Source organism: candidate division WOR-3 bacterium (genome assembly GCA_029858255.1).
In the GTDB taxonomy this organism is placed as follows: Bacteria; Hydrothermota; Tepidihabitantia; order SM23-42; family SM23-42; genus SM23-42.
Map to the genome: position 1 here is coordinate 1 of JAOUFJ010000069.1, position 3,832 is coordinate 3,832.

4 protein-coding genes are annotated in these 3,832 nt (G+C 49.0%); 3 read left to right on the plus strand and 1 reads right to left on the minus strand.

Annotated features, from left to right (window positions below; genetic code table 11):
* Together OEV79_12425 and OEV79_12430 are read left to right on the plus strand one after the other, a co-directional pair.
* The coding region (locus tag OEV79_12425) for a hypothetical protein (protein ID MDH4212241.1) at positions 1-252 on the plus strand (252 nt) is incomplete at its 5' end.
* Between the two features lie 87 nt (positions 253-339).
* Entirely contained in the window at positions 340-699 is a 360-nt protein-coding gene (locus OEV79_12430; protein MDH4212242.1) for a TfoX/Sxy family protein, read from the plus strand.
* 59 nt (positions 700-758) lie between these two features.
* On the opposite strand, the gene OEV79_12435 is transcribed toward OEV79_12430, so the two are convergent.
* Positions 759-1,205: an Hsp20/alpha crystallin family protein gene (locus OEV79_12435; protein ID MDH4212243.1), complete on the minus strand. Its 447-nt coding sequence runs from the start codon at positions 1,203-1,205 to the stop codon at positions 759-761.
* Positions 1,206-1,359: 154 nt separating this feature from the next.
* Here OEV79_12435 and OEV79_12440 point away from each other — a divergent pair.
* A partial coding sequence (locus tag OEV79_12440; GenBank protein ID MDH4212244.1) for a PDZ domain-containing protein occupies positions 1,360-3,832 on the plus strand: 2,473 nt, incomplete at its 3' end.

Below are 3,832 nucleotides of genomic sequence, written 5' to 3' on the forward strand. Positions count from 1 at the left end.
GGCTACGGCTTCGTCGATTGGGATTTTGCGGACAAACCGTTTCTCATGTTAGGAGGCCAGTATCGGGTTTCGCGTCGCGTTTCTTTCGTCAGCGAGAACTGGATATTGCCGGGTCTCGACGAGCCGATCCTCTCCGGTGGGCTCCGATTTTTCGGAGAAGCATTGAGCGTCGATCTGGCGATGATCATCCCGGTCGGCGCCGGTGGCGTTTGGCCGGTAATACCCTATATCGACTTTGTAGTCAGATTCTGAATATTACTGAATATCCTGCGTGAAAATCTTGACTTCGAAAACATTCAGCATATACTAACCAGCGAAGGTGCAACAGAGTAGCATTTTATGAAATGGAAAAAAACATCAGAGGCGCTCAATCTGTTCCTGAAAAAAAAGCTCGAGAACGCCGACTGTCAAGCACGCATGATGTTCGGCTGCCCATCGTATTTTATCAATAACAACATGTTCATTGGAGCTTTTCAGAAGAATATTTTCATCCGCTTGGCACCTGCAGACACTGACAAAACACTCAAGAAATCTCCGAACACCAAACGCTTCGAACCAAGACCGGGCAGGGTAATGAAAGAATACGCAAGCCTGCCTGAGAGTATCTACAAGAAGAAGGATGTCTTTAAAAAACTACTGAAAAAATCGATCAGGTACACCCGATCATTGCCTCCGAAGAAAAAACGCTCAAAACGATAATTTGCAGAAAACAAAAAGGGCAGGTTTCCACCTGCCCTTTTTTCATGCAGAGGTGAGTATTATTTAATCTCAACGTCGATATGCTTCGGCTTCACTGCCTCAGGCTTGGGCAGGGTGATGCTGAGAATACCATCTTTATAATTTGCCTTTACCTTATCCGAATCAACATCAGTGGGAAGCGTGATCATCCGGCTGAATTTACCGTAGGTCCGTTCAATCCGGTGAAATGTTTTGTTCTTCGTTTCGCTCTCCCGCTTGCGCTCTCCAGTAATCGTCAATATGTTGCTTTGCACCGACACCCTGATATCTTCCTTGCTCATTCCGGGAATTTCCGCTTTTACCATGATACTGTCATTATCTTCTTCAATATCAACGATCGGCGCCCATAATCCTTCTCTTTCCTCATAAGCACCGCCAAAAAGACTGCTGAAGAGGCGGTCCATGTCCGCACGTAAACTAAGCATGTCTCTAAAAGGTTCCCATCGGCTAATGAATTTGTCGGCCATAATTGCCTCCCTGTTACATATCTATGACAGAATAGCGCCGAAAAAAGTTTAGTCGAAATTGCTCAATAAATCAACGAAAAAAATTGAATTTACCCCGCATGTTTCGAAATTTGGGTTACTTGACACTGCCTCTCAACTGTTGTATATTGAGAGCATGAAAACAAGAAATCATATCATTAGTCTGTTGTTAATTGCAGTCGTCAGCCACCTGTACGGGGCTGATGTTTTTGGCGGGCGCCATCCTGCGCCCTCGCCCGATGGAAGCAAGATCGCATTTTCTTACCACGGAGACATCTGGACAGTAAATGCAGGCGGCGGTGTTGCTCACAGGCTGACGGTCAACCCCGCGTACGAAAGCAGACCTTACTGGTCGCCCGATGGCAAGTCGATCGCGTTCATGGCCGACCGCTGGGGTAATGATGATATATGTATTATGCCCTCGGACGGACAAGAATCTCCAAAACGGCTTACGTTCTATAGCAATTATGACCTGCTTTATGGATGGTCGCCCGACGGCAAATCGGTCATCTTCTCGTCGCAGCGCTACACGATAAGACCGGTTCTTTACAGCATTTCCGTCGAAGGCGGCACACCCCGCGCTTTCCTGCCATTCGAGGCTTACAACCCGAGCATCCTGCCCGATGGGAAAACTGGATATTACGAACGCGGAGGAGCGGCCTGGTGGCGCCGGCGGTACAAGGGAGGCGCCAATCAGGACATCTACAAGAAAACATTGCCCGGGGGGAGGTCTGAAAGAATTACCGATTATGAGGGACGCGATGCATATCCCATGTATTCGGTACTGGACCGCATGCTCTACTTCATAAGCGACCGCGGTCCGGATACGGTCAGTAACTTATGGCGTATGTACGCCGACGGCAGCGCACCCGAACAGGTCACTTTTGAGCAGGAAGACATACATTTCCCGAGAATATCATATGACGGTTCACTGATCGCCTATGAATGTCTCGATGATATCCGCACATATGATGTCCGAACCGGGCGGAGTAGAAAAATTGAAATCTCGGTCAACGAAGATTACACAACCGAACCTTTTGCTTTCGAGACTTTCGCCGGAGATGCATCGGAATTCGCCATCTCGCCGAGCGAAAAGGAACTGGCATTCGTAGTGCGCGGAGACATCTTCGTAATGGAATTAAAAGATGGTTCACCCGCTAAGATCGTCCGCATCACTAAAACTCCCTACGTGGAAAAAGATGTTACATGGCACCCGGAGAAGGAAATGCTCATTTACGTAGCGATGGAAGACGGTGATATGGACATCTTCACTATAGTTCCGCAGAACGAGAAGAAGTTTCACGAAGACCTGGTCTTCACTACACAGAAAATATTTGACACTGAAAACACAGAATACAGACCAACCTTCTCGCCCAACGGCGAACTAATTTCGTACCTGCAAAATCACGGCGAACTCCATGTCATGAACAAAAACGGCAAGGACCACATCAAATTATGCGGCGAGAACGACGCATTGTGGATTGACTGGTCGCCGGACAGCCGCTGGATCACATTCAGCCGCACGACCCTCGGCTGGCGTGAAGATGTGTACGTAGTATCCGCCAGTGGAGATGCGGCCCCGGTCAATATCTCGAACCATCCCAATGATGACTACAAACCAATGTGGAGCCAGGATGGCCGGAGAATAGCCTTCGCATCGCGCGACGCCGTTGGTAATCTGTGGATGAAATACGTGTTTCTGTTGAAAGAAGATGAGGAAAAGGACAGGGACTATTGGGAGAAGAGCGAATCGGACACCGTCGTCGTTGCAGCCAACGTCTTCATCGATTTCGAAGATATCGGCGAGAGAATTCATACGGTAACGCAAGTGCGAGGCGGCTACAACCGCGTGGCTCAATCCCCGGACGGCCGCCAGTATGCAATTCACTCGGACAATCACGGCAGCGATGACATCTGGACCGTGGACTGGCTGGGCAAGGAGTTGAAAAGAGTAACCCACACCAATGTTGACCCCAAGATGTTTTTCATATCGCGTGACCGTACGAAGATTTTCTATTTATCAGGAGGAGGTCAGATATCCTCGGTCGCCATCAGTACAACACAGAGTCAAGCACTAAGCTTCCGGGTTCAGATCGGGATTGACGCCAAGCAGCAGCGCGAGCAGGTTTTCAAAGAAGCATGGTGGTCCTTACAGGATGGCTTCTACGACAGCGATTTTCACGGTGTTGACTGGCGCGATATGTACATGAAGTATAAAGATTGGGCGGCGCACACCAGGGAGACGCGCGACCTCCACGATGTCATCAGGCTGATGATGGGCGAGCTCAACGCATCTCATCTCGGGGTATGGAAAAAAACGCCACCCGGAGAGCGATCCGGTTCCATCGGAATCGTACCAGACCCTGATTTCAACGGGGCTGGTATAAAAATCCTGACCGTAATTCCCAATACACCAGCCAGCAAGACCGATGTGAACATCAAGCCGGGCGAAGTGTTAACCCACATCAATGATGAACCAATCAAGAGCGGTGACAATCTGTACGAGGTTCTGCGAAATAAAAACAATGAAGAAGTAATACTGACGATCGCGGACCGGGGAAAGCTACGCAAAGCGAAATTAACTCTCGAAGACCCCAACACAATTCTCA

What these genes read in the sequence shown, in the direction of transcription:
- OEV79_12430 (MDH4212242.1), top strand. Translation starts at nt 340, where the DNA reads ATGAAATGGAAAAAAACATCAGAGGCGCTCAATCTGTTCCTGAAAAAA.
- OEV79_12435 (MDH4212243.1), bottom strand. Translation starts at nt 1,205, where the DNA reads ATGGCCGACAAATTCATTAGCCGATGGGAACCTTTTAGAGACATGCTT.